23 protein-coding genes are annotated in these 23404 nt (G+C 71.0%); 13 read left to right on the top strand and 10 right to left on the bottom strand.

Annotated features, from left to right (window positions below; all coding sequences use genetic code 11):
* Nucleotides 1-46 precede the first annotated feature (46 nt).
* A complete protein-coding gene (locus ABFY07_RS36260) occupies nt 47-1189 on the top strand; it encodes a hypothetical protein (RefSeq protein WP_428837067.1) in 1143 nt (380 codons plus the stop codon).
* Between the two features lie 14 nt (nt 1190-1203).
* The gene (locus tag ABFY07_RS36265; protein WP_346178577.1) at nt 1204-2583 is read left to right on the top strand and encodes a hypothetical protein; all 1380 of its coding nucleotides are present in this window, start codon (nt 1204-1206) and stop codon (nt 2581-2583) included.
* Nucleotides 2584-2679: 96 nt separating this feature from the next.
* On the opposite strand, the gene ABFY07_RS36270 is transcribed toward ABFY07_RS36265, so the two are convergent.
* Nucleotides 2680-4206: a peptide MFS transporter gene (locus tag ABFY07_RS36270; protein WP_346178578.1), complete on the bottom strand. Its 1527-nt coding sequence runs from the start codon at nt 4204-4206 to the stop codon at nt 2680-2682.
* Nucleotides 4207-4488: 282 nt separating this feature from the next.
* Between ABFY07_RS36270 and ABFY07_RS36275 the strand changes: the two genes are divergently transcribed.
* Both ABFY07_RS36275 and ABFY07_RS36280 read left to right on the top strand, forming a co-directional pair.
* The gene (locus ABFY07_RS36275) at nt 4489-5169 is read left to right on the top strand and encodes a response regulator transcription factor (protein ID WP_065960337.1); all 681 of its coding nucleotides are present in this window, start codon (nt 4489-4491) and stop codon (nt 5167-5169) included.
* Nucleotides 5170-5197: 28 nt separating this feature from the next.
* Nucleotides 5198-6463 carry an ATP-binding protein gene (locus ABFY07_RS36280; RefSeq protein ID WP_346178579.1) on the top strand — a complete coding sequence of 422 codons (1266 nt, stop codon included), beginning with the start codon at nt 5198-5200 and terminating at the stop codon, nt 6461-6463.
* Between the two features lie 29 nt (nt 6464-6492).
* Here the strand turns inward: ABFY07_RS36280 and ABFY07_RS36285 are convergent, their stop codons facing one another.
* The 6 genes from ABFY07_RS36285 to ABFY07_RS36310 all read right to left on the bottom strand — a co-directional run bounded on the left by ABFY07_RS36285 (nt 6493) and on the right by ABFY07_RS36310 (nt 11738).
* Nucleotides 6493-7014 (bottom strand): GtrA family protein, encoded by a 522-nt coding sequence (locus tag ABFY07_RS36285; RefSeq protein WP_346178580.1) that lies wholly within the window; start codon nt 7012-7014, stop codon nt 6493-6495.
* 120 nt (nt 7015-7134) lie between these two features.
* On the bottom strand, nt 7135-7554 hold the full coding sequence (locus ABFY07_RS36290) for a hypothetical protein (protein ID WP_346178620.1): 420 nt from the start codon (nt 7552-7554) through the stop codon (nt 7135-7137).
* 5 nt (nt 7555-7559) lie between these two features.
* Nucleotides 7560-9149, bottom strand: coding sequence for a WXG100 family type VII secretion target (locus tag ABFY07_RS36295; RefSeq protein ID WP_346178581.1), 1590 nt, complete (start codon nt 9147-9149; stop codon nt 7560-7562).
* Between the two features lie 14 nt (nt 9150-9163).
* Nucleotides 9164-9529, bottom strand: coding sequence for a hypothetical protein (locus ABFY07_RS36300; protein ID WP_346178582.1), 366 nt, complete (start codon nt 9527-9529; stop codon nt 9164-9166).
* A gap of 116 nt (nt 9530-9645) precedes the next feature.
* Nucleotides 9646-10179: a protease inhibitor I42 family protein gene (locus ABFY07_RS36305; RefSeq protein ID WP_346178583.1), complete on the bottom strand. Its 534-nt coding sequence runs from the start codon at nt 10177-10179 to the stop codon at nt 9646-9648.
* A gap of 2 nt (nt 10180-10181) precedes the next feature.
* Nucleotides 10182-11738 carry a WXG100 family type VII secretion target gene (locus ABFY07_RS36310; RefSeq protein WP_346178584.1) on the bottom strand — a complete coding sequence of 519 codons (1557 nt, stop codon included), beginning with the start codon at nt 11736-11738 and terminating at the stop codon, nt 10182-10184.
* 197 nt (nt 11739-11935) lie between these two features.
* Here ABFY07_RS36310 and ABFY07_RS36315 point away from each other — a divergent pair, with 197 nt between their 5' ends.
* Genes ABFY07_RS36315 through ABFY07_RS36325 form a run of 3 tightly spaced genes read left to right on the top strand, consistent with a single transcriptional unit; the run spans nt 11936 to nt 14830 of the window.
* Nucleotides 11936-13054: a 5-(carboxyamino)imidazole ribonucleotide synthase gene (locus ABFY07_RS36315; RefSeq protein WP_346178621.1), complete on the top strand. Its 1119-nt coding sequence runs from the start codon at nt 11936-11938 to the stop codon at nt 13052-13054.
* The gene (purE, locus tag ABFY07_RS36320; RefSeq protein ID WP_065960318.1) at nt 13051-13584 is read left to right on the top strand and encodes a 5-(carboxyamino)imidazole ribonucleotide mutase; all 534 of its coding nucleotides are present in this window, start codon (nt 13051-13053) and stop codon (nt 13582-13584) included. Before ABFY07_RS36315 ends, purE begins: the two co-directional genes overlap by 4 nt.
* A gap of 46 nt (nt 13585-13630) precedes the next feature.
* Nucleotides 13631-14830 carry a dipeptidase gene (locus ABFY07_RS36325; protein WP_346178585.1) on the top strand — a complete coding sequence of 400 codons (1200 nt, stop codon included), beginning with the start codon at nt 13631-13633 and terminating at the stop codon, nt 14828-14830.
* Nucleotides 14831-14932: 102 nt separating this feature from the next.
* Here ABFY07_RS36325 and ABFY07_RS36330 read toward each other — a convergent pair whose 3' ends face one another.
* Nucleotides 14933-15307, bottom strand: coding sequence for a VOC family protein (locus tag ABFY07_RS36330; protein ID WP_346178586.1), 375 nt, complete (start codon nt 15305-15307; stop codon nt 14933-14935).
* A gap of 149 nt (nt 15308-15456) precedes the next feature.
* On the bottom strand, nt 15457-16797 hold the full coding sequence (locus tag ABFY07_RS36335) for a UDP-glucose dehydrogenase family protein (protein WP_346178587.1): 1341 nt from the start codon (nt 16795-16797) through the stop codon (nt 15457-15459).
* A gap of 183 nt (nt 16798-16980) precedes the next feature.
* Between ABFY07_RS36335 and ABFY07_RS36340 the strand changes: the two genes are divergently transcribed.
* From ABFY07_RS36340 to ABFY07_RS36360, 5 genes are all read left to right on the top strand, one after another.
* Nucleotides 16981-18138, top strand: a complete 1158-nt coding sequence (locus ABFY07_RS36340; RefSeq protein ID WP_346178588.1) for an acyl-CoA dehydrogenase — start codon at nt 16981-16983, stop codon at nt 18136-18138.
* Nucleotides 18139-18263: 125 nt separating this feature from the next.
* Complete coding sequence (locus ABFY07_RS36345; RefSeq protein WP_346178589.1) at nt 18264-18683, top strand: hypothetical protein; 420 nt, start codon at nt 18264-18266, stop codon at nt 18681-18683.
* A gap of 105 nt (nt 18684-18788) precedes the next feature.
* Complete coding sequence (locus ABFY07_RS36350; RefSeq protein ID WP_346178590.1) at nt 18789-19505, top strand: flavin reductase family protein; 717 nt, start codon at nt 18789-18791, stop codon at nt 19503-19505.
* 67 nt (nt 19506-19572) lie between these two features.
* Nucleotides 19573-20487, top strand: a complete 915-nt coding sequence (locus ABFY07_RS36355) for an ABC transporter ATP-binding protein (RefSeq protein ID WP_346178591.1) — start codon at nt 19573-19575, stop codon at nt 20485-20487.
* A 28-nt stretch (nt 20488-20515) separates the two neighbouring features.
* Nucleotides 20516-21250, top strand: a complete 735-nt coding sequence (locus ABFY07_RS36360; protein ID WP_346178592.1) for an ABC transporter permease — start codon at nt 20516-20518, stop codon at nt 21248-21250.
* Nucleotides 21251-21381: 131 nt separating this feature from the next.
* Here the strand turns inward: ABFY07_RS36360 and ABFY07_RS36365 are convergent, their stop codons facing one another.
* Nucleotides 21382-22734 (bottom strand): LCP family protein, encoded by a 1353-nt coding sequence (locus ABFY07_RS36365; protein WP_346178593.1) that lies wholly within the window; start codon nt 22732-22734, stop codon nt 21382-21384.
* A gap of 107 nt (nt 22735-22841) precedes the next feature.
* On the opposite strand from ABFY07_RS36365, the gene ABFY07_RS36370 reads away from it, so the two are divergent.
* Nucleotides 22842-23390 carry an acyl-CoA thioesterase gene (locus tag ABFY07_RS36370; RefSeq protein ID WP_065960299.1) on the top strand — a complete coding sequence of 183 codons (549 nt, stop codon included), beginning with the start codon at nt 22842-22844 and terminating at the stop codon, nt 23388-23390.
* Nucleotides 23391-23404 lie beyond the last annotated feature (14 nt).

A 23404-nucleotide genomic window follows, 5' to 3' on the forward strand; every position in this document is an offset into this window, starting at 1 on the left:
GCCCGGCGCGCGCCCCCGGCCCGGCGCGCCCCGCCGGCTCGGCGCGCTGCTGGCCGTGCTGGCCCTCCTCGTACTCGCCCTCGGCGCGGCGCCGCCGACCCGGGCCGCCGCGGCCGAGGGGCCGAGCGCGACCGTGTCGAAGCAGGAGGCGGGCGCCGGTGGCACGGTCACCGTGAGCGGCCGGGGCTGGCGGCCCCGCGCCCTGCTCATGCTGCTCATCTGCGGACAGAACATGATCGGCGGCACCAATTCCTGCGCCAACTCCGACGGCAGAGCGGTCACCACCGATCCGAAGGGCGCCTTCCGCAAGAAGCTGCCGGTCGCCGAGCCGCCCAAGCCGTGTCCGTGCGTCATCCATGTGGCGACCGTCACCGGTGAGGCCGCCTACGCCGATGTGCCGTTCCGGGTCGCGGGGCACCCCGTCGCGCCGCTGCCGAAGGAGGAGGGGACCGGGGGCGAGCGGCTGCGGGCGCTGTCCGCGCGGCTCGACGGCTCCAGCGGGCTGCTCACCTGGTTCGGCGCCCCGCCGCAGCGCCGCCTCGTGGTGACCGTCGCCAACCTCGGCTCCACCCCGGCCCGCGATCCGGTCTTCGAGGTCGGCGCCTCCCACGGCGTCTTCGCCCCCTCCTGGGAGGAGCACCAGTGGCGGGGGACCATACCGGCCGGGAAGAAGGCACAGGTCAAGCTGGACGTCGAGCTGTCGGCCGGGGCGCACGGCGACTATCGGGTGTCCCTCAGGTACGGCCGGAAGGTGCTGGTCGAACAGCCCTGGTCGGTGGGGCGGCCCTGGGGCGTGACCCTCTTCTGGATCCTGCTGTGCGTGGTGGTCCCGGCGGCGGTGTTCCGCATCGGCATGGCCGTCGTGGACAAGGTGCGCCCGCGTACGACCGTGGTCGCGGGGCGCGGCGGCCGCCACCGCTCGGCGCGGCTGTGGCCGCGGCGCGGCTCCCGCGCCCCCGGACCGCCGTCCGGGGCCTCGTCCACGGCGGAGCGCGCCGGCGGCGGCGCGCTGCCGTGGTTCACCGCGGACACCCTGCCGCGCGCGCCGGGCACCGAGGCCCGACGGGCCGAACAGACGCACCACCCTTCCGCACCGTCCCAGGAGAACCGGGAGAGCCGGGAGCACCCGGAGAGCCGAGAGAGCCGGGAGAGCCCGGGGAACCGACCGACCCCGAAAGGAACGACGTGAGTACGCAACGAAGAGTGAGCGCGGCAGCGGCCGCGCTGCTGCTCGGCGGTGCGGGCGTGCTGATGGGCGCGGGCACCGCACGGGCGGCCGAGGTCTCGTACGCGACCGAGTGTCTGCCACCGCCGATCTCCGGCCTGCCTCCGGTGGAGGGCACCACGACCGTCGAGGTCAAGGCCCCCGCGACGGCGAAGGTCGGCGACGAGGTCGAGGTGGTCTGGAAGACGGTGCAGGCCGCCTCCAAGAACCCGCCGATCCTCGACATCGAGGAGAACACCGTCAAGCCGACCGGCACCCTGACGGTGGGCGGCGCGCAGACGGGCGAGCTGGCCATGGAGGGGCCGCGGGAGAACCCGGCGATCCCCAAGGACAGTCCGATGAAACTGTCCGACATGACGGGCAGGCTCAAGCTGACGAAGGCGGGGGAGGTGACGCTGACCCCGGGCGGGTACAACATCAACGTCAGCAAGCCGCTGTCCACGGACACCGAGTGTTCGGCGAAGGAGCCGGTCAAGGCCGCGGCCACGATCAAGGTGACGGCCGACGGCGGCGGCACCACGGGTGGCAACACCACCGGGGGCAACACGACCGGCGGAAACACGACCGGCGGAAACACCACAGGTGGGAACACGACGGGTGGCAACACCACCGGCGGGAACACCACGGGCGGCAACACGACCGGCGGGAACACCACGGGCGGGAACACCACCGGCGGCGGCTCGGGAGGCGACTCGTACACCGGCAAGGAGGTCCAGGTCGCCTACGCCTGCAAGACCCCCATCGGCGACAAGAACGCCACCTCCCCCGTCCGCGTCGACGCCGTCGGACACGGCGGGAGCTTCGACCTGACCGTGAAGTTCGGCAAGTCCGTCATGGACAGCCCGGCCGACATCCCCGCGGACTCGGTCAAGCCGTCGATGGCCGTCAAGCTCGGCGGCGCGGACAAGGGCACGGTCGCCGTGGTGGGCCCGACCAACAAGGGGCCCATCAAGGCGGGCGCCCCGATCGAGATCCCTGACCTCACCGGCACCTACAAGCCCGGCGCGAGCGGCACGTCGACGCTCACCCCCGGGGTGCTCACGGTCAAGGCGCTCGGTACGACGACCACCTGCACCCCCGCCGGCGACACCCAGGCCTCGCTGGAACTGGACACCACGGCCCAGTCCAGCGGCGCCTCGGGCGGCAGCGGCAGCGGCAGCGGAAGTGGCAGCGGCGGTGGCAGCGGTTCGGCCGGCACCACCGGCGCCGGCAGCGGTACGAGCGGCGGGCTGGCCGAGACCGGCGCGAGCGACCACGGCGGCCTCAAGGCGCTCGGCCTGGTGGCCGGCACCACCATCCTGGTCGGCGCCGCCGTCTTCACCCTCACCCCCTGGCGCAAGCTGCGCGGCACGCGCTGACCCACGGCGTACGCGAAGGGGCCCGGCGCCGATGACCGGAGTCATCGGCGCCGGGCCCCGCCGCGCCGTGCGACGAACGTCTCAGTGCACGTCGGCTCAGTGCACGTCGGCCATCAGCCGGGTGACCTTCTTGCGGGAGGCGTAGACCGCGACACCGGCCCCCACGGCCACCGCCGCCTCCAGCGCGATCATCCCCACACCGCTCAGGTCGACCCCCGCGATGGACAGCAGGCCCGTGACGCAGTCACCCGCGGTGACGGCCAGGAACCACACGCCCATCATCTGGCTCGCGTACTTCGCGGGGGCCATCTTGGTGGTGACCGACAGACCAACCGGCGACAGGCACAGCTCGCCCATGGTCTGGATCAGGTAGATCGACACCAGCCACATCGGGCTGACCTTCGTGCCGTCCGAGGCCATCCCCATCGGGACCACGAAGACGAAGAACGACGCGCCGATCAGGACCAGGGCCAGGGCGAACTTCACCACCGTGCCCGGCTCCCGCAGGCGCCGCGCCAGCGCCAGCCAGGCCCAGGCGAACACCGGCGCCAGCGCCATCACCCACAGCGGGTTCACCGACTGGAACCAGGACGACGGGAAGTGCAGGCCGAAGACCGTGTCGGCGGTCTTGGTCTCGCCGAAGGCCGACATGGTCGAGCCGCCCTGGTCGTAGATCATCCAGAACACGGCCGCCGCCACGAAGAACCAGATGTAGCCGCTGACCTTGGTCTGCTCGACCGGCGTGAGCTCCTTGTCCCGCTTGATCCGGACCAGCACCCCGGTCGGGATGAGCAGCCCCAGGATCGTGATCGGCACCAGTGCCCAGTTGAGCGTCCAGGAGCCGCTGACCACGACCACGGAGTAGAAGACCGCGGCGACGACCAGCCAGATCAGGCCCTTGCGCAGCCAGGCGGCGCGCTCGGCGGCCACCAGCGGGGTGGGCACCACGCTGCTGCGCGGGCTCAGGTGGCGGGTGCCGATCAGGAACTGGGCCAAGCCCAGCGCCATGCCCAGGGCGGCGAGCGCGAAGCCCAGGTGCCAGCTGTAGCTCTGCCCGATGGTGCCGATCACCAGCGGAGCCGCGAAGGCACCGAGGTTGATGCCCATGTAGAAGATCGTGAAGCCGCCGTCCCGGCGCGGGTCGGTGGGGCCGTCGTAGAGGTGGCCGACCATCGTGGAGATGTTGGCCTTCAGCAGGCCCGAGCCGAGGGCGACCAGCGCGAGGCCGGCGAAGAACGTGGCCTGGCCGGGCACGGCGAGCGCGAGGTGGCCGGCCATGATGACGCCGGCCGCGACGGCGACCGTCTTGCGCGGGCCCCAGACGCGGTCGCCGAACCAGCCGCCCGGCATGGCGAGCAGATAGACCATCGCCAGGTACACCGAGTAGATGGCCACCGCGTTGCCCTGGGACATCGCCAGGCCGCCGCCCTGGCTGCCGGGCTTGGCGTCCGGGCCCCCGGCGATCAGGTAGAGCACGAGGAGCGCCCGCATGCCGTAGAAGCTGAAGCGCTCCCACATCTCGGTCATGAAAAGGGTGGCCAGGCCGCGGGGGTGGCCGAAGAAGGTCTTGCCGCCGGCAGGGGTCTCCCGCCCGGCCGCGTCCTTCGTCAGGTTGGACGCCATGGTGGTTCCTCGGGGTGTGGGGGGTGTCGGCCGCGCACCGGGCCGGTCGGCTGATGGCCGGCCACGGCCCCGGACACGACGAGGACCTTCGGCGCCGCGTCGCCGCGTCGCTGCCAAAGGTCCCGAAAAGATGCTACGGACTCCCTGTCACCATACGACACGCCATAGGGCGCGATGACCGGTTTGAGAGATAGCTCACGCGTGGCGTGTGCAACCCTTCGCGCTCCATCCGGACACCCGTGTGCGCCCCGTGCGTGAACCCGGTCGGACTACCATCACCCCATGACCCGAGTACTGCTCGCCGAGGATGACGCATCCATCTCGGAGCCGCTCGCCCGCGCCCTGCGCCGTGAGGGTTACGAGGTAGAGGTGCGGGAGGACGGACCGACCGCGCTCGACGCCGGGCTCCAAGGAGGCGTCGACCTGCTCGTCCTCGATCTGGGCCTGCCGGGCATGGACGGCCTGGAGGTCTGCCGTCGGCTGCGCACCGAGGGCCACGGCTTCCCCGTCCTGGTGCTCACCGCGCGCGCGGACGAGGTCGACACGGTGGTCGGCCTGGACGCGGGCGCCGACGACTACGTCACCAAGCCGTTCCGCCTCGCCGAGCTGCTGGCCCGGGTCCGGGCGCTGCTGCGGCGCGGCTCCGTCGAGACGCAGGCGCAGGCGCCGGCCACCCACGGGGTCCGCATCGACGTCGAGTCCCACCGCGCCTGGATGGGCGACGAGGAGCTTCAGCTGACCGCCAAGGAATTCGACCTGCTGCGGGTCCTGGTCCGGGACGCGGGCCGGGTGGTCACCCGCGACCAGCTGATGCGCGAGGTGTGGGACACCACCTGGTGGTCGTCGACCAAGACCCTCGACATGCACATCTCCTGGCTCCGCAAGAAGCTCGGCGACGACGCGGCCAACCCCCGGTACATCGCCACCGTGCGCGGGGTCGGGTTCCGGTTCGAGAAAAGCTGAGAAATTCCCAGCGTGACACGGTAGGGCTATGCGCCGTCGTTTGATCAACTCCACGCTCGCCGTGGTGCTCGTCGTCATCGCCGTCTTCGGCCTCTCACTGGTCCTCGTGGAGACCCGGACCATCGAGACGGGCGCCCAGGAGAGCGTCGACTCCGACGCGGTGCGCCTGGTCAGCATCGTCGACAGCAGGCTGCTGGGCGGCGAGGGGGTGACCCCCGCCGTGCTGCGCGAGCAGATCGAGCCGGGCCGCTACGCCGTGATCAGGATCCCGGGCCGCGACGCGGTCGAGATCGGCCGGCGGCCGAGCGGCGGCATCATCGTCTCCGAGGAGCGGGGCGACCAGGGCGAGACCGTCCGGGTCGAGGCGTCCCGCTCCACGGTCAGCCGGGAGATCGGCCGCACCATGCTGATCATCCTGGCGGTGGCGCTGCTCGCCGTGCTCGCGGCCGTCTTCCTGGCCGTCCGCCAGGCACGCCGGCTCTCCGCCCCGCTCACCGACCTCGCCGAGACCGCCGAGCGCCTGGGCTCGGGAGACCCGCGCCCCCGCCACCGGCGCTACGGGGTGCCGGAGCTGGACCGGGTCGCCGATGTGCTCGACGCGAGCGCGGAGCGGATCGCCCGCATGCTCACCGCCGAGCGGCGGCTGGCGGCCGACGCCTCCCACCAGCTCCGTACGCCGCTGACCGCGCTGTCCATGCGGCTGGAGGAGATCACCCTCACCGACGACCCGGACACGGTCAAGGAGGAGGCCACCATCGCGCTGGCCCAGGTGGAGCGGCTCACCGACGTCGTCCAGCGCCTGCTGACCAACTCGCGGGACCCGCGGACCGGCTCCGCCGTCGCCTTCGACCTGGACGAGGTGGTCAAGCAGCAGATCGAGGAGTGGCGCCCGGCCACGCGCAGCGAGGGCCGCGCCATCGTGCGTTCCGGGAAGAAGGGGCTGCGGGCGGTCGGCACCCCCGGGGCCGTGGCCCAGGTGCTCGCCACACTGATCGAGAACTCGCTGATGCACGGTGACGGCACGGTCGCGCTGCGCACCCGCGTCACCGGCAACCAGGCGGTGGTCGAGGTGTCCGACGAGGGCCCCGGGGTGCCGCCCGACCTGGGCGCGCGGGTCTTCGAGCGCACCGTCAGCGGGCGCAACTCCACCGGGCTCGGGCTGGCCGTCGCCCGTGATCTCGCGGAGGCGGACGGCGGCCGTCTGGAGCTGCTCCAGCAGAATCCGCCGGTCTTCGCGCTCTTCCTGAGCCGCGAGGCCGGTGAGGCCGACGCCGACGAGCCGACGGCCCCCTGAGCGGCCCCAGGGCTGAGCGGCCCCCGGGGCTACTTCCGGACCGTCGTCCGGCCCTGGGCCGAAGGCGCCTCGGAGAGGAAGGACTCGGCGGTCTCCACGGCCTCCCGGGCGGGCAGCGCGCGGAACACCCAGCTGCGGTAGGACCAGAACCGGAACAGCGTGGCGATGCCGATGCCGACGAACTTGAACACGTTGCTCTGCAGCTGGCTGTCCCAGCCGAACCCGTACGTCGCCGTGTACAGCACACCGTTCTCGATGATCAGCCCGATCGCGCTGAACAGCAGGAAGAGGGTCAGCTCCTTGGTGCGCCCCTGCTTGTCCCGGTCGCGGTAGGTGAAGTACCGGTAACCCAGGTAGTTGGTGAAGGTCGCGACGATGGTCGCCACCACACTGGCCCGCACCACGGGCAGTTCGGTGACGTGTCTGATCAGGTTGAAAACACCGAGGTTGACGAGGACGCCGGCCCCTCCGACGGCCCCGAACTTGGCGATCTCGCGGGCGAGTTGATCCACTCGTGCGCGCAGCCCGCCACTCGTGCGCTGTTCACTCATGGCGACTACTCAGCCCCGTCCGGTCGGCATCGACAACTCGATCCATGCTAACCAGCGGCCGGGGCGCCCGCCCCTCGGTGTCCCCAAACCGGCTGTTTCTCACCGCTCCCCCCGTTTCCGTCAGGCCCCCAGGGGCCCGCCCCCGCCCGCGCCCCCGCCCGCACCCCGGGTGCGCACCCGCAGCTCGAGGACCGCGGCCACCGCTTCCAGCCACCGCGCGACGGTCTCGTCCTCCGCCACGCCCCGCGCCCCTGGCGCGGCCGCCCCCAGCCAGTCCCGCGCCAGCGCGGCCGCCTCGCCCCCGGGCAGCGGCTCCGGCAGCTCCGCGGCCATCCGGGTGCCGCCGCGCCGTACCACCTCGCCCAGGTACGCGACCGAGCGCGGCAGCACCCCCAGCCGCTCCGCCGCGAGGGCGGCGGCGATCGCCCCGTCCCCGAAGAGGGCGGTGCGGTGGGCGCCGCCGAACATCAGTCCGTAGCGGATCATGAGGGGGACGTCGAGGGCGAGCAGCTCCTCGTCGGTCATGCTCTGGTGTGTCATGGGGGTCACTTCGGCAGGCTGTATTCGTAGGCTTCCGGCAGGCGCTTGTCGGACGCCTTGTCCATGTGGTTGTTGACGAAGTCGTCCTCGCTGATCCAGGTGGTGTACCCCCAAGGGTTGTACACCTGGAGCTTGTCGCCCTCGTGGCCGACGATCATCATCGCGTGGCCCACCGGCACCTTCTCGCCGTGCACCGTGTCGAACCCCTTGACGCCGACCGGGACGGGCTTGCCCGCGTCCACCGCCTGCTCGATCAGCGGCAGCGCCTGCCGCCGGGACTGTGGCGTGCCTACGTCGCGCTGTTCGTAGGTGGAGCCGGTGTGCGGCGCGATCTCGTCGTTGATGACCTCGTGCTTGCCGGTCAGGTCCATGCCGCCGTCAGGGAGCGGCCCGCCGCCGCCCTCCTGGTGGACACGGATCTGCTCCTTGAGGAGCCGCTTCCCGAACGCGGTGGGGTTGTCGTAGGCGGGGTCGCCCGGGTGTCCGCCGGTGGTCAGGCGCAGCGTGTAGACGGGGTCGACCAGGGCGCGGGCGGCGACGGTGGACGAGGCCACGCAGGTGCCGTTCCTGCCCTGGGTCCAGTCCGCCCCCTTGGCGCCGGGGACCTCGAACTCGGACGCCGAGTCGACGCCGATCCGGGTGTCCCCGCTGGTGTGGAACGGGGCGAGGTGCTCGCGCAGCCAGGTGGCGTCCCGGCCGTGGATGTCGTCGCCGAAGGCCCGCAGCGTCTTGATGTCGTGCCCCGCGGCCAGGGCCTTCATCAGATACGCCGCCTCCTGCGGGGACTTGGCCTCGGAGACCAGCCGGTCGAACTCGGCCCGGTCCTTCTCGCTCATCCTGTCCCGGAACTGCGAGGAGCGCTGGAGGTCGTTGGCGGTCAGGATCTCGTTGAGGTCCGCCGGGCCGCCCGGCGCGGCGGCGTCGGCGATGACCAGCCGGTCGGCGTCGGTCAGACCGCTCGCGGTGACCTTCCGGGCCCGGGCCCGCGCGGCCAGCTTGCGGAGCTTCTCCGCCGCCTTCTTCCCGCCCTCCTCGGCCCGGTCCTCCGCCTCGACCATGTATCTGATGCCGTCGAGGGTGGCCTTCTTGGCTTCCAGGAGCCGGTCATGGCCGAAGGGGGCGCACAGCGACTGCGCGTAATCCAGCGCCACGCGCGCGTATTCGTCCCTCGCCTGCGCCGCTCCGATGTCTATGGCCAACTGACGCAGCACCGGTTCGGCCTCCCGGAGGTTCTCGGCGGTCTGGTCGGTGGTGCGCGAGGCGGCGCCCACGACCTCGCTCGCCTTCTCCCCGGCCGTGCCCACCCACACCGCGGGCAGCCCGTCCTTCGCCACCTTCGCCAGGTCGCCCTGCGCCGATTCCAGGAGTGACGCGGCCCGCTTGTAGTTGTCCGCGACGCCGTCGATGTGGTCCGGGTCGCCGATGGGCGCCGGGAAGTCCCGCGCCTTGCCGATCGCGTCGGACAGCTCCAGGCAGAACGCGAAGGCGTTGTCCTCGAGCTTCAGGGATTGCACATGCTTGTGCAGCGTGTCCAGCTTCTGCCGCTTGGTCTGGTCCTGCGACGTGTGCTGTGTCGTGCCATGCTGCCCGGCCATGCGCGCCTTGCCCCTCAGGAGTTCTGCGAGTAGCGGTCGATGGCGCTGAAGTCGCTCTTTCTGCCCAGGTCGGTTCCGCGATAGGCCTTGGAACTGACCCCGACCTTCTTCTGCAGCTCGCGCACCGCGCCCTCGAGGGTCTTGCACTCCGCGGTCCAGGCGTCGGAGAACTCGGTGAAGGCGGGCGCGGCCCCGTACTCGCCGAAGTGCGCGAGCGCGGAGACCAGCCCGAGGGCCCCGAGCCCGAAGATCCCGCCGCTCTCGCCGCCCTTCTCCAGCAGCCCCTTGGCCGCCTGGATGTCATCGGCGGCGAGCCCCAGGCGATCCGCCTGGCTGAGCGCGCCGCCGTGCTGGATGCCGAGGACCTTGTCCTGTCCCATAGCGACTCCCCCGAGGAAACGGACGCGGCAGGTCCGCGTCAAATACGGCAGATCATAACGGGCCTCTCGGAGCCTCGAAGGGGCAGGTCACCAGGTGTGTTCCGGGTGGCGCGGGGTCAGCGCACGGTTACCCGGTAGGTGATGGTGCGGGGAAGCCCGGGGGAGTAGCCCCCGGCGGAGGTGTCCGTGGCGAAGGAGTTGGCGCACACGATCCGGGTGTCTCCGGCCTTCAGGGCCTCGAAGGTGAAGTACTTGGTGTGGCCCCCGCCGACCAGTTCCTTCTCCCGGGCGGTCTGGTACGAGCTTTCGCCGACCTTGCGCAGCACCGCCGCGGACGGGCGCGGCTCGGCCAGGCTCCAGTCGGCGCGCGCGGAGACGTTCTGCCGCAGGGCGATCGAGAAGCGCTCGCCGGTCTTGACGGTGATCGGGCCCTCGGTGCGGTCCCGGACCGAGGTGTCGTTCGGGTCCTTGTGCACCGTGCCGAGACCGGCGGGGGTCGGATCGGAGGTGGGCGACGAGGGCGAGGCCGAGGACGACGAGGGGCCCGCGGACCTGGCGGGGGAGCCGCCGTCGTCCGACTGGCAGCCCGCCGCGCACAGCGCGAGGCCGGTCAGGATCAGGGCGGATGTGCGGCGGGTGATGGCGCTCATGGTCACTTCGGCAGATAGACGGAGTAGGCGGTCGGGTAGTAGCCGTTGTTGGTGTAGCCCATCCTGTTGTTGACGAAGTCGTCCTCGCTGATCCACGTGGTGGTGCCCCACGGGTTGTAGACCTGGAGCCGGTCGCCCTCGTGTCCGACGATCATCATGGCGTGGCGGCCGGTGCCGCCCTCGACGTCGACCGGAACGGGCACGCCGTTGTCGAGGTTCCTCTCGATGTCGACCAGGGACGCCTGCCGCTCCGCGGCGTTGCCCAGCTTCCGTTCGGCGTAGTCGCCGCCGGTGTGGCCGCCCACCTCCACGTCGTTGATGTGCTGCTGGCCGTAGGGGTTCATACCGCCGTCGGGAAGGGGGTCGCCGCCGCCCTCCGCGTGGACGCGGTTCTGCTCCTGCTTGAGGCGGTCGGCGAAGGCGAGGGGGCTGTCGTACTTGGGGTCGTCGGGGTGGCCGCCGGTCGTGAGGCGGAAGGCGTACAGGGGATCGACCATCGCCCGGGCGTTGACGGTGGACGAGGCGACACACGTCCCGTCCGGGCCCTGGTCCCACTTGGCGCCCTGGTAGTTCACGTAGTTGGTGCCGGGCTCGGTGCTCTGGATGACGACGGGGGTGAGGCGGTCGCTCAGCCACTGCGGGGACCGGCCGTGGATCTGCTGGGCGAAGTGGTCGATCTCCTTCAGGCCGTGCCCCGCGGCCAGCGCCTTCATCAGATACGCCCGCTCCTGCGGGGACTTGGCGGCGGACAGCAGCCGGTCGAACTCCGCCTTGTCGTGTGCGCTCATCTTGTCCATAAACTCGGAGGACCGCTTGAGTTCGTTGGCGGTGAGGATCTCGTTGAGGTCGGCGGGGCCGCCGGGGGCGGCGGCGTCGGCGAGGACGAGCCGGTCGGCGTCGGTGAGGCCGCTCGCCGTGACCTTCCGGGCGCGGGCCTCGGACGCCAGCTTGGTGAGCGTCTTCTGGGCCTCGATGCCGGCCGCCTTGGCGTGGCCCGCGGCCTCGCCCATGGAGGAGACGCCGTCCAGGATGGCCGTCTTCGCCCGGCGCAACTCGTCGGCGGGCATGAAGAAGTCGCCGTTGTTGAGGATCGACGCCGCCACGTCGAGCGCGGAGACCCCGAAGTCGTGCTTCGACTGGGCCTCGCGGATGCCCTCGGACAGGGCCCGCAGCGCGGGGACGGCCTCCTGGAACTTCTGGGCCATCTGGTCGGCGGAGTACGAGGCGGCCTTGATGACCTCGCTCGCCTTCGCCCCGGCGGTGCCCACCCACACCGAGGGCAGCCCGTCCTTGGCGACCTTCCCCAGATCGCCCTGGGCCCGGTCCACGATCGCGGCGGCTTCCCGGTAGCGGCCCGCGACGCCGTCGATGTGGTCCGGGTTGCCGTGCGGGGCCGAGAACTCCCGCGCCTCGGTGATCGCGTCGGCCAGGGCGTTGCGGACCCTCATCGGGTCGCCGAAGGAATGGGTCTCCACCTCGATGGCCTGGACGCGCTTGTGCAGCTTGTTCAGCCCGTCCTGGTTGTCGGTGGACTTCTCTCTGAGCCCGCGCGTCGTCATTCGGCTTCCCCCTGAAGGACGCGCGCGGCGGGTTCACGTCGAGCCCCGCTCGGCAGGTCCATGTCGAATGCACGGAGATCCTAACGTTGTGGAGGAACATCCAATAGATCTGCCGAGGTCAGGGCCTCGGATACACCCCCCGGGGCCCGCCCGGCCGGGAAGCTACTCTGGGGGGCGTGACATTTCCGGTAGTCGGCATGGTCGGCGGCGGCCAGCTCGCCCGCATGACCCACGAGGCGGGCATCCCCCTCGGCATCAGGTTCAAGCTGCTCAGTGACACCCGCCAGGACTCGGCGGCCCAGGTGGTCAGCGACGTCGTCGTGGGCGACTACCGCGACCTGGAGACCCTTCGTGCGTTCGCACAAGGCTGTGATGTGGTCACCTTCGACCACGAACACGTCCCGGCCGAGCACCTGCGCGCCCTGGAGGCGGACGGCGTCGTCATCCGCCCCGGCGTCGAGGCGCTGCTGCACGCCCAGGACAAGGGCGTGATGCGGGACCGGCTGACCTCGCTCGACGTGCCCTGCCCGCGCCACCGCGTCGTGGCCGACCCCGCCGACGTCGAGCGGTTCGCCGCCGAAGGGGACGGCTTCCCCGTCGTCCTCAAGACGGTGCGCGGTGGCTACGACGGCAAGGGCGTGTGGGTCGTCCGCGACGCCGAGGAGGCGGCCGAGCCCTTCCGCGCCGGGGTGCCCGTGCTCGCCGAGGAGAAGGTCGACTTCGCCCGCGAGCTCGCCGCCAATGTCGTACGGTCCCCGCACGGCCAGGCCGTCGCCTACCCCGTCGTCGAGTCGATCCAGGTGGACGGCGTCTGCGACACCGTGATCGCCCCGGCCCCCGGGCTCTCCGAGGAGCTGTCCGGCCAGGCCCAGGAGATGGCGCTGAAGATCGCGGCGGAGCTCGGGGTCGTCGGCCACCTCGCGGTCGAGCTCTTCGAGACCCGGGACGGCCGGCTGCTGGTCAACGAGCTGGCCATGCGCCCCCACAACTCCGGCCACTGGACCCAGGACGGCGCGGTCACCTCCCAGTTCGCCAACCATGTGCGCGCCGTGCTCGACCTGCCGCTCGGCGACCCGCGCCCGCGCGCCACCTGGACCGTGATGACCAACGTCCTCGGCGGCGACTTCCCCGAGATGTACCCCGCGTACCTGCACTGCATGGCCCGCGACCCCGCCCTGAAGATCCACATGTACGGCAAGGACGTGAAGCCGGGCCGCAAGGTCGGCCACGTCAACACCTACGGCGACGACCTGGACGACGTGCGCGAGCGCGGCCGCCACGCCGCCGACTACCTCCGAGGGACCATCACCGAATGAGCAGCCCCAGCGCCCCCGTCGTCGGCATCGTCATGGGCTCCGACTCCGACTGGCCCGTGATGGAGGAGGCGGCGAAGGCCCTCGACGAGTTCGAGATCCCGTACGAGGTGGACGTCGTCTCGGCCCACCGCATGCCGCGCGAGATGGTCGCGTACGGCGAGAACGCGGCCCCCCGCGGCCTCAAGGCGATCATCGCGGGCGCCGGCGGCGCCGCCCACCTCCCGGGCATGCTGGCCTCCGTCACCCCGCTGCCGGTGATCGGCGTGCCGGTCCCGCTGAAGTACCTGGACGGCATGGACTCCCTGCTGTCGATCGTCCAGATGCCCGCGGGTGTCCCCGTGGCCACCGTCTCCGTCGGCGGCGCCCGCAACGCCGGGCTGCTCGCCGCCCGCATCCTCGCCGCCCACGACCCTGAACTGCTCACCCGGATGCGCGAGTTCCAGGACGAGCTGAACGAGCAGGCGACCCAGAAGGGCAAGCGGCTGCGCGCCAAGGTGGACGGCGCCGGGTCGTTCGGCTTCGCCAAGTAGCGGGGGCATACGTGACGCGGGCCGGGCCGCGTAAGAGGATGGGGGGATGACCGACCGACTCGCGCAAGCCCGTGACCTGCTGGCCGCCCACCCCGTCGTCGACGGCCACAACGACCTCCCCTGGGCCCTGCGGGAGCAGGTCCGCTATGACCTCCGCCGGCGCGACATCGCCCTCGACCAGCGCGCCCACCTGCACACCGACATCCCGCGGCTGCGGGCAGGCGGGGTGGGCGCGCAGTTCTGGTCCGTCTACGTCCCCTCGCACCTCAGCGGCGACACGGCGGTCAGCGCCACCCTCGAGCAGATCGACGTCGTACGGCGGCTGGCCGACCGCTACCCCTCCGACCTGCGGCTCGCCCACACCGCCGAGGACATGGAGGCGGCCCGCGCCGAGGGCCGGATCGCCTCCCTCATGGGCGCGGAGGGCGGCCACAGCATCAACTGCTCGCTCGCCACCCTGCGCGCGCTGTACGACCTCGGTGTGCGCTACATGACGCTCACCCACAACGACAACGTCCCCTGGGCGGACTCGGCGACCGACGAGCCCCGGGCCCACGGCCTCACCCGCTTCGGCGAGGAGGTCGTCCGGGAGATGAACCGGCTGGGCATGCTCGTCGACCTCTCCCACGTCTCCGCCGACACCATGCGGGACGCGCTGCGGGTCACCGACGCCCCCGTCGTCTTCTCCCACTCCTCCTCGCGCGCCGTGTGCGACCACCCGCGCAACATCCCCGACGACGTGCTGGAGCGGCTCCCCGCCAACGGCGGTGTCGCGATGGTCACCTTCGTCCCGAAGTTCGTCCTCCCGGAGGCCGTGGCGTGGACCCGGGCGGCGGAGGACAACCTGCGCGCCCACGGCCTGGAGCCGCTGGCGACCACGCCCGAGGCCCTCAAGGTCCACCAGGCGTACGAGGAGGCCAACCCCCGCCCCGTGGCCACCGCCGCCACCGTCGCCGACCACCTCGACCACATGCGCGAGGTGGCCGGCATCGACCATCTCGGCATCGGCGGCGACTTCGACGGCACGCCCTTCACCCCTGCCGACCTCGCCGATGTGGCCGGCTACCCGCACCTGATCGCGGAGCTGCTGGAGCGCCGCTGGTCCGAGGCCGACCTGGCCAAGCTGACCTGGCAGAACGCGGTGCGGGTGGTGCGCGACGCGGAGGCGGTGGCGCGGGACCTGAGGGCCCACCGGGGGCCTTCCCTGGCGACGATCGACGAGCTGGACGCGCCCGGGGACGCCTGAGGCCGCATTTTATGCCGCTCTCGCACCGTTCGGCCCTTGGGGGCCTCTCGGGCTTCGGGCGGCTGCGCCGGACTCCGTCCGTCGGACCCGTCCGCCCCGGTCTCACTGGCGAATCAGACAGAAGGGGTGCCCGGCGGGGTCGGCATAGACGCGGAAGTCCCGCTTCCCGCCCTCGTCGTCGGTGTCCAGGGCCCGGGCCCCGAGCGCCAGGACCTTCTCCTCCGCCTCCTCGATGTCGCAGGTGACGGTGAGGTCGAGGTGGAGTTGCTGCGAGGAGTCCGCGCTCGGCCAGTCCGGCGGCACCATGCCGGGCGCCTCCTGGAACGCCAGCCGGACGCCGCCCTGGGCTCCGATCAGGTCGACCCACCGCTCGCCCTCGCCCTTGATCTCGCCGCCGATGATTCCTTGGTAGAAGCGGGCGAGCGCGGTCGGGTCCGGGGCGTCGAGCACGACGACGTTCAGAAAGGCGACGGCCATGGGCTCCTCCGTGGGCTGATCGGCAGAAGACGAGTGCCATACAGGTTGACGGAAGGAGCCGCCGCAAACCTGGGAAGGCCACACCGCGGCAGCCGGCAGCCGCCGGTCAGGTCGCGCGGTCAGGCCGACGGGGCCGGCCAGCCGACCGGTCAGGCGGTGGGCCGGCCCAGCGCCCGGTACGTCCAGCCCGCCTCGCGCCACCGCTCCGGGTCCAGCGCGTTGCGCCCGTCGAGGATCCGGCGCTCCGCGACCGCCTCGCCCAGCGCCGCCGGGTCCAGCTCGCGGAACTCGGCCCACTCGGTCAGGTGCAGCACGGCGTGCGCGCCCCGCGCCGCCTCCAGCGCGCTCGGCGCGTAGGCGAGGGTCGGGAAGAGGGCGCGCGCGTTGTCCATCCCCTTGGGGTCGAAGACGGTGACCTGGGCACCCTGGAGGTGGATCTGGCCCGCGACGTTGAGCGCGGGGGAGTCCCGTACGTCGTCCGAGTCCGGCTTGAAGGTCGCCCCCAGCACCGCGACCCGCTTGCCGAGGAAGCTGCCGCCGACCGCGTTGCGGGCCAGCTCGACCATGTGGCCGCGGCGCCGCATGTTGATGGAGTCCACCTCGCGCAGAAAGGTCAGCGCCTGGTCCGCGCCCAGCTCCCCGGCGCGCGCCATGAAGGCCCGGATGTCCTTGGGCAGGCAGCCGCCGCCGAAGCCGATCCCGGCCCGCAGGAACTTCTTCCCGATCCGCTCGTCGTAGCCGATGGCCTCGGCCAGCTTGACCACGTCGCCGCCCGCCGCCTCGCAGACCTCGGCCATCGCGTTGATGAACGAGATCTTCGTCGCGAGGAAGGAGTTCGCCGCGGTCTTCACCAGCTCGGCCGTCGGGTAGTCGGTGACCACGAAAGGCGAGCCCTCCGCGAGCGGGGTCCCGTACACCGTGCGCAGCAGCTTCTCGGCCCGCTCGCTGGTCACCCCGACCACGATGCGGTCCGGGTGCAGGGTGTCCCGCACGGCGAAGCCCTCGCGCAGGAACTCCGGGTTCCAGGCCAGCTCGGCGTCCACCCCCACCGGGGCCAGCTCCGCCAGCCGGGCCGCGAGCCGCGCCGCGCTGCCGACCGGGACGGTGGACTTGCCCACGACCAGGACCGGGCGGGTCAGGTGCGGGGCCAGCGAGTCCACGGCGGCGTCCACGTAACTCATGTCACACGCGTACTCGCCGTGTTTCTGCGGAGTGTTCACACAGATGAAGTGGATGTCGCCGAACTCGCCGGCCTCCTCGTACGAGGTGGTGAAGCGCAGCCGCCCCGTCGAGCCCTCGAACCCCGCGACATGCCGCCGCAGCAGCTCCTCCAGACCCGGCTCGTACATCGGCACCCGGCCGGCCGAGAGCATCTCGATCTTCTCGGGCACGACATCAAGCCCCAGCACCTCGAAGCCGAGCTCGGCCATGGCCGCGGCGTGCGTGGCGCCCAGGTAGCCGGTGCCGATCACGGTGATCTTGAGGGCCATGCGTGCTCCAGAAGGCGTTCGGGCGGATGCGGGCATGAGCATAGCCGCGCCCGCGCCGCGGAGCCGATCCCGCGCCTCCTCCGTGCGCTCAGCTGTCGGCAAAGTCACCTGTACCAGGCCCGGACAGCGCTCTAGAATTCAGTTACTTAACGGTAGTTAGCACTCTTGGGGAGTGAGACGATCTTGGCGGGATCCATGGACTTCGACCTGTACCGGCCGTTGGAGGAGCACGACATGCTCCGCGAATCGGTGCGCGCCCTCGCCGAGGCGAAGATCGCCCCCCATGCCGCGGAGGTCGACGAGGAGGGCCGCTTCCCCCAGGAGGCGCTGGACGCGCTGGTCGCCAACGACCTGCACGCCGTCCACGTCCCCGAGTCGTACGGCGGCGCCGGCGCGGACGCCCTCGCGACGGTCATCGTCATCGAGGAGGTCGCCCGCGTCTGCGCCTCCTCCTCGCTGATCCCCGCCGTCAACAAGCTGGGCTCCCTCCCGGTGATCCTCTCCGGCTCCGAGGAGCTGAAGAAGAAGTACCTGGCCCCGCTGGCCAAGGGCGACGCGATGTTCTCCTACTGCCTGAGCGAGCCCGACGCCGGCTCGGACGCGGCCGGCATGAAGACCAGGGCCGTGCGCGACGGCGACGCTTACGTCCTCAACGGCGTCAAGCGCTGGATCACCAACGCCGGGGTCTCCGAGTACTACACCGTCATGGCCGTGACCGACCCGGAGAAGCGCTCGAAGGGCATATCCGCCTTCGTCGTGGAGAAGTCCGACCCGGGCGTGTCCTTCGGCGCTCCCGAGAAGAAGCTCGGCATCAAGGGCTCCCCGACCCGCGAGGTCTACCTCGACAACGTCCGCATCCCCGCCGACCGCATGATCGGCCCCGAGGGCACCGGCTTCGCCACCGCCATGAAGACCCTCGACCACACCCGCATCACCATCGCCGCCCAGGCCCTCGGCATCGCCCAGGGCGCCCTCGACTACGCCAAGGGCTATGTCCAGGAGCGCAAGCAGTTCGGCAAGCCCATCGCCGACTTCCAGGGCGTCCAGTTCATGCTCGCCGACATGGCCATGAAGCTCGAAGCCGCCCGCCAGCTCACGTACGCGGCCGCGGCCAAGTCCGAGCGCGTCGACTCCGACCTCACCTTCTTCGGCGCCGCCGCCAAGTGCTACGCCTCCGACGCCGCCATGGAGATCACCACCGACGCGGTCCAACTCCTCGGCGGCTACGGCTACACCCGCGACTACCCGGTCGAGCGGATGATGCGGGACGCCAAGATCACCCAGATTTACGAGGGCACGAACCAGGTCCAGCGGATCGTGATGGCGCGCAACCTGCCGTAGTCCCCCAACCTCCCGTAGTCCCCCAACCTGCCTCAGTCCCCCGGAGAGACACCGAGGGGAACCAGCCGCCCTCACCTCTCGTCGAAGCGCCACATTGATGCCGAAACGACGCGTGGGGGGCGGCCATGGGCGGAGTGCGCGCGGGGGCGCTGGTGTTGACGCTGGCGCTGGGCGGGGTGGCGTGTGGTGGGGGTGGGGGCCCGTCGGAGGAGGGGGCCCCGAGCCAGAAGCCGCTGAAGGCGCGGGAGAGGGAGGGGGAGCGCTGGGAGGAGGGGCCGAGGCACCCGAAGGTGCAGGTGGCGTATCCGTACGACATGTACGGCCACTGCGGTATCACCTGGGCGACCTTCGGCGGCAGGACCTGGAAGATCTCCGGAGTCGGTCCCGCCATCAGCAGGCGGGTCGAGGGCGACGCCCCGGACGGGTCCCAGACCTTGGCGGGCTATATGACGTTGCTGTCGAAGGACGAGGCGGTGTTCGAGGCGGCGGGCTTCCCGCCGGTGTACTTCATGGTGACGAAGGAGACCCCGCCCGGGTGCGACTGACCCCGTGAGGTGCGGGGCCGCTTCCGGCCGGCGCGGCCTGCCGCCCGTCCGGGCCGCCGGACGCTTCGGTCCGGGCCGAAGCGTCCGGCTCCTAGGCTCCGCACCATGAACACCGCGCCATCGAACACCGCTCCATTGATCACCGCGTCACTGGACACCGCATCCCTGGACACCGCGTCACTGGACACCGCCGAAGAAGCCACCCGCCACGTAGCGATCGAGCCGAGCATCCTGTACTTCGGGACGCCCGTGGTGCTGCTGTCGACCGAGAACGAGGACGGCTCGTACAACCTCGCCCCGATGTCCTCCGCGTGGGCGCTCGGGCAGACGGTGGTGCTCGGTCTGGGGCCTGACGGGCAGACGGCGCGGAACCTGGGCAGCCGGCCCGACCTGGTGATCAATCTGCCCGCGCCCGAGCAGTGGCGGGCGGTGGAGCGGCTGGCGCCGCTGACCGGACGGCATCCGGTGCCCTCGACCAAGGCGGAGGGCTGCCGGTTCGAGCCGGACAAGTTCGCTGCGGCCGGCCTGCGCGAAGAGCCTTCCCACGAGGTCCGGCCCCCACGTGTCGCCGAATGCCCCCTCCAGCTGGAGGCACGGGCCCTACGGGTGCGACCGGACGTCTCCGGCGAATTCGTGATCGTCGAGGCCGCCGTGCGGAAGGTCCACGCCGACCCCCGCATCGTCGTGCCCGGCACGGACCATGTCGATCCCGCTTCCTGGAGCCCGCTCGTCTACAACTTCCGGCACTACTTCGGACTCGGCCCGGAACTCGGCTCCTCCTATCGCACGCAGACCCCCCGGAGCCGGCGGGGGCAGGCGTAGCGGGCCTGCTTGCGGTGGTGCTGCTAGCATCCCCCTCTCATTTTCTTCCATGGATGGGGAGTTCGGGATGGGGGATGGGCACGTCGTTTATGAGATCCGCGAAGTCACCAAGAGATTCCCCGGTGCCGAGCGGCCCGCGAATGACGATATCTCGCTCACCATCGAGCAGGGCGAGTTCTTCGGGATGCTCGGCAGCAACGGTGCTGGAAAAACCACTCTGATCAAGCAGATGGTGGGGCTGCTGCGGAGCGATTCCGGCTCCATCCGGCTGTTCGGCAAGGACGTGCTCGCCGAGCCGGTGTTCACCAGCATGCGGGTGTCGTACATGCCGCAGACCGCGTTCGCGCTCAACAGCCTGAAGGCATCCGAGGCGATCTATGTCACGGCGCATCTGAGGGGGCTCGGTCGGCGGGAGGCCAGGCGGCGGCGGGATGAGCTGATCGAGCGGCTGGACATCGGGGGGATGCGGGACAAGGTCGTCCGGCGGATGTCCGGCGGGGAGCGCCGGCTGCTGCAGCTGGCGGTGGCGCTCGTCGCCGATCTGCCCGTGCTGATCCTCGACGAGCCGACGAACGAGCTGGACCCGGCGCGCCGGCGCATGGTCTGGGACCTGCTGCGCGAGCTCAACCACGAGCAGGGCCAGACCGTCGTGCTGATCACCCACAACGCGCTGGAGGCGGAGCAGGTGATCGAGCGGGTGGCCATCCTCCGCGAGGGGAGGCTGGTGGCCGTGGGGCGGCCGGCGGAGCTGAAGAGCGGGCTGGCGAAGACGCTGAGCGTGCATCTGACCCTGCGCGACGGGACCACCGCCGAACTGCCCGACTACCTGGAGGTGCAGAGCCGGCACCGGGGCAAGGTGGTCGCCCAGGTGTCCCGTACGGATGTCGCGCGGCTGACCGCCGACCTCGACCTCGATGAATTCCTGGAATTCCGCCTGCAGTCCAAGACGCTAGAAGAAGTGTATTTTGAATACGGAAATTGATCGGGCGCCGCTGTCTTTTCCGCGTACGGTGTGGACCCTGTTTCTGGTGCAGCTGTCCAACTGGCGCTGGTCCTGGCCGGGCATGGTGGTCACCGGAATGGTGGCGCCGGTCCTCACCCTGGCCGCGATGGGCGTTTTCGCCAAGGAGTCGGGCGGACAGGCGGTGCATCAGGTGTTCGTCGGCAGTCTGACCCTGGCGCTGCTCTTCGAGACGCAGAACAAGGTCGCCAACAACTTCGCGTTCATGAAGTTCAACGACGCCTTCGACTTCTACGCCGCGCTGCCGGTGCGCCCCCAGGCGCTCATCGTCGCCACGGCCGGCGCCTTCACCCTGCTGGCGCTGCCCGCGCTGGTGTGCACCACGCTGTTCGGGGTGCTGATCCTCGGGCTGAAGGTCAGCCTGTCGCCGCTGGTGGTGCCGGTGGTGCTCGCCGTGGTGCTGCCGTTCGTCGGCATCGGCGCGTGGATCGGGAGCCGGGCGAAGAATCCGGAGGAGGCCGGCTCGCTGAGTGTGCTGTGCGTGCTGGCCATGGTCTCGCTCGGGCCCGTGGCGGTCCCGGCCGATCTGCTGCCGGACTTCATGGTCTGGATCGGCTGGGTGAACCCCGCCTGCTACGCCTCGTCGCTGCTGCGGCAGGTGTTCTTCGGCCCGATCGACGGCACGACCGTCGGCTACGCCGGTGTGCTGCTCGGCTGTCTGCTGCTCATGTGGGTGCTGACCAGCAAGCGGATAGCCGGGTTCGGCGGGGCCGCCGGGTCATGACCCGCTGACAGCGTCAGGGCCCGCTGAGAGCGTCCGGGCCCGCTGAGAGCGTCCGGGCCCGCTGAACGGCGAACGGCTGCCGCACCCGTCCGGTGCGGCAGCCGTTCGCCGAAAGCCTGATGACGTACGTCTCAGTGGCTGGAGACCGTCACCTTCTCGTCGTTCTTCAGCTCCTTCATCAGCTGCTTGACCTTCGGCATGTCCCACTGGACCGCGCTGCCCTTGGACGTGGCCAGGCCCGGGTTGGAGACCGGCATGTTCATCTGCTTGCCGTCACCGCCGGAGACGCTCTTCATCGCGAAGAACATGTCCTTCACGTCCCACAGGCTCATGTCCTTGTCCACGATCAGCGAGTCCAGGCCCGCCCCCATGGTCGGGTAGAGCTTGAAGGGGTTGAGCAGGGTGCTGGGCGTGGCGGCCTTGTTGGCCAGCGCGGACAGGAACTTCTGCTGGTTCTTGGTGCGGTCCAGGTCGCCGCCCGCCAGGCCGTAGCGCTGGCGGACGAAGGCGAGCGCCTCCTGGCCGTTCAGCGTCTGCTTGCCCTTCTTCAGGTCGGTGCCGGCGTGCTTCTCCTTCATGTCCTGCGGGACGTCGATCTCCACGCCGCCGACCGAGTCGACGATCTTGGCGAAGCCGTCGAAGCCGATCTCCGCGTAGTGGTCGATGTGCAGGCCGGTGTTGTACTCGATCGTGCTGACCAACAGCTCGGGGCCGGCCATCGAGAAGGAGGCGTTGAGCTTGTTCTGCGAGGCCTGGTACCGCTTGCCGGTGTCCGGGCCGGTGAAGGCCGGGATGGTGACCCAGGAGTCACGGGGCATGCTGACCATGGTGTTGCCGTTGTCACCGACGTGCAGAATGATGATCGAGTCGGTGCGGCGGCCGTCGGCGGAGCCGGTGTGCAGCTTCTTCTTGTCCTCGGCGGACATGCCCTCGCGGCTGTCGGATCCGACGATCAGGTAGTTGGTCCCCTTGCCGCCGTCCGGCCGGTCCTCGACCTTGCTGAGGTCCACCTCGCGCCGGAGCTTGGAGTCGGCCCAGAAGTACGTGCCGATGCCGACCGCGAGCAGCAGCACGACGACGGTGATCAGCCCGATGGTTATCCGGCGCTTCCAGTTCTTGGGCCGGGCCGCGCGCGGGGCGCCGCCGGGGTTGCCCGGGCCACCGGGGCCGCCGGGGCCGGCCGGGCCACCGGGGTGGCCCGCGCCGCGGCCGTAGACCTGCCCGGTGTTGTAGCCGTCGTCGGCGTGGCCGCCGTAGTCGTCGAAGTCCTGGGACGCCTGCTGCCGCTGCTGGTGCGGGACGGGGCCGCGCGGCGACAGCTCAGGGGGCAGCGGCGGCTCGGCGCGCCGCGGCTGACCGCCCGCGTCCGGGCCCGCGCGCCGCACATGCGGCATGGCGCGGGCGGCTTCCGGTTCGGCGCTGCCGCTGCCGCTGCCGTACCGGTCCCTGCGGTCGCTCGTCCACCCCTCGGGCCAATCATTCATGCAGGGAAGTCTGCCTTCCCGGGTGGGCGGCCTTACAGGGTGGGTGCGGGATCGGGGCACGGCTGTTGCAGACCTGATAAGAATCCGACCGGCATATGGTTGACCGCATGACCATTCAGGCCCCGAAACCGGAGTCAGGCATTCCGGGTAAGCCCACGTCCGCCTCGCGCACCACGCTCTCCCACATCATGACCGGCAGTGACACCAATCTCCTCGGCACCGTACACGGTGGCGTGATCATGAAATTGGTCGACGACGCGGCCGGAGCGGTCGCCGGGCGGCACTCCGAGGGGCCCGCCGTCACGGCCTCCATGGACGAGATGGCCTTCCTGGAGCCGGTCCGGGTCGGCGACCTCGTCCATGTGAAGGCCCAGGTCAACTGGACGGGCCGGTCCTCGATGGAGATCGGCGTGCGGGTGCTGGCCGAGCGGTGGAACGAGTCCACGCCCGCCACCCAGGTCGGCAGCGCCTACCTGGTCTTCGCGGCCGTCGACGCCGACGGCAAGCCGCGCCCCGTACCGCCGGTCATACCGGAGACCGAGCGGGACAAGCGGCGGTACCAGGAGGCCCAGATCCGGCGTACGCACCGGCTCGCCCGGCGCCGCGCGATCAAGGAGCTGCGCGCGCAGCGGGCCGCCGAGGGCATCGAGGACTGAGGATTCCCCTGGAC

It is taken from the genome of Streptomyces sparsogenes subsp. cuspidosporus (genome assembly GCF_039532705.1).
Taxonomy (GTDB): domain Bacteria; phylum Actinomycetota; class Actinomycetes; order Streptomycetales; family Streptomycetaceae; genus Streptomyces; species Streptomyces sparsogenes.

Excerpts from the sequence above, each read along its gene's own strand:
- ABFY07_RS36290 (WP_346178620.1), bottom strand. The coding sequence starts at position 7,554 with ATGACACACCAGAGCATGACCGACGAGGAGCTGCTCGCCCTCGACGTC.
- ABFY07_RS36350 (WP_346178590.1), top strand. The coding sequence starts at position 18,789 with ATGAACACCGCGCCATCGAACACCGCTCCATTGATCACCGCGTCACTG.
- ABFY07_RS36280 (WP_346178579.1), top strand. The coding sequence starts at position 5,198 with ATGCGCCGTCGTTTGATCAACTCCACGCTCGCCGTGGTGCTCGTCGTC.
- ABFY07_RS36345 (WP_346178589.1), top strand. The coding sequence starts at position 18,264 with ATGGGCGGAGTGCGCGCGGGGGCGCTGGTGTTGACGCTGGCGCTGGGC.
- ABFY07_RS36370 (WP_065960299.1), top strand. The coding sequence starts at position 22,842 with ATGACCATTCAGGCCCCGAAACCGGAGTCAGGCATTCCGGGTAAGCCC.
- ABFY07_RS36310 (WP_346178584.1), bottom strand. The coding sequence starts at position 11,738 with ATGACGACGCGCGGGCTCAGAGAGAAGTCCACCGACAACCAGGACGGG.
- ABFY07_RS36270 (WP_346178578.1), bottom strand. The coding sequence starts at position 4,206 with ATGGCGTCCAACCTGACGAAGGACGCGGCCGGGCGGGAGACCCCTGCC.
- ABFY07_RS36285 (WP_346178580.1), bottom strand. The coding sequence starts at position 7,014 with ATGAGTGAACAGCGCACGAGTGGCGGGCTGCGCGCACGAGTGGATCAA.
- ABFY07_RS36275 (WP_065960337.1), top strand. The coding sequence starts at position 4,489 with ATGACCCGAGTACTGCTCGCCGAGGATGACGCATCCATCTCGGAGCCG.
- ABFY07_RS36330 (WP_346178586.1), bottom strand. The coding sequence starts at position 15,307 with ATGGCCGTCGCCTTTCTGAACGTCGTCGTGCTCGACGCCCCGGACCCG.
- ABFY07_RS36355 (WP_346178591.1), top strand. The coding sequence starts at position 19,573 with ATGGGGGATGGGCACGTCGTTTATGAGATCCGCGAAGTCACCAAGAGA.
- ABFY07_RS36365 (WP_346178593.1), bottom strand. The coding sequence starts at position 22,734 with ATGAATGATTGGCCCGAGGGGTGGACGAGCGACCGCAGGGACCGGTAC.
- ABFY07_RS36315 (WP_346178621.1), top strand. The coding sequence starts at position 11,936 with ATGGTCGGCGGCGGCCAGCTCGCCCGCATGACCCACGAGGCGGGCATC.
- ABFY07_RS36305 (WP_346178583.1), bottom strand. The coding sequence starts at position 10,179 with ATGAGCGCCATCACCCGCCGCACATCCGCCCTGATCCTGACCGGCCTC.
- ABFY07_RS36335 (WP_346178587.1), bottom strand. The coding sequence starts at position 16,797 with ATGGCCCTCAAGATCACCGTGATCGGCACCGGCTACCTGGGCGCCACG.
- ABFY07_RS36300 (WP_346178582.1), bottom strand. The coding sequence starts at position 9,529 with ATGGGACAGGACAAGGTCCTCGGCATCCAGCACGGCGGCGCGCTCAGC.
- ABFY07_RS36295 (WP_346178581.1), bottom strand. The coding sequence starts at position 9,149 with ATGGCCGGGCAGCATGGCACGACACAGCACACGTCGCAGGACCAGACC.
- purE (WP_065960318.1), top strand. The coding sequence starts at position 13,051 with ATGAGCAGCCCCAGCGCCCCCGTCGTCGGCATCGTCATGGGCTCCGAC.
- ABFY07_RS36325 (WP_346178585.1), top strand. The coding sequence starts at position 13,631 with ATGACCGACCGACTCGCGCAAGCCCGTGACCTGCTGGCCGCCCACCCC.